This window comes from Streptomyces sp. NPDC127092 (assembly GCF_042722475.1).
Lineage (GTDB): Bacteria > Actinomycetota > Actinomycetes > Streptomycetales > Streptomycetaceae > Streptomyces.
Window position 1 is genome coordinate 332 of record NZ_JBHXFE010000122.1, and the last position, 330, is coordinate 661.

Below are 330 nucleotides of genomic sequence, written 5' to 3' on the forward strand. Positions count from 1 at the left end.
GGATGGAACTGCACGAACTCCATGTCCTCCAGCGGCAGGCCCGCGCGGTAGGCGATGGCCATGCCGTCGCCGGTGAGGGTGTGGGCGTTCGAGGTGGTCTTGTACACCTTGCCGGCGCCGCCGGTGGCGAAGACGACCGACTTGGCCTGGAAGACGTGGATCTCGCCGGTGGCCAGCTCGTAGGAGACGACGCCGGCGGTGCGCTTCTGCTTGTAGGCGGTGCCGTCCTCGCGCACGGCGTCCTCCTCCACCAGCAGCAGGTCGAGCACGTAGAACTCGTTGTAGAACTCCACGTTGTGCTTGACGCAGTTCTGGTACAGCGTCTGGAGG

The 330-nt window shown here is 65.8% G+C and carries 1 protein-coding gene; it reads right to left on the bottom strand.

Annotated elements, in window-relative coordinates:
* On the bottom strand, positions 1 to 330 hold a 330-nt coding region (locus ACFWJO_RS37755; RefSeq protein ID WP_386872657.1), incomplete at both ends, for an FAD-binding protein.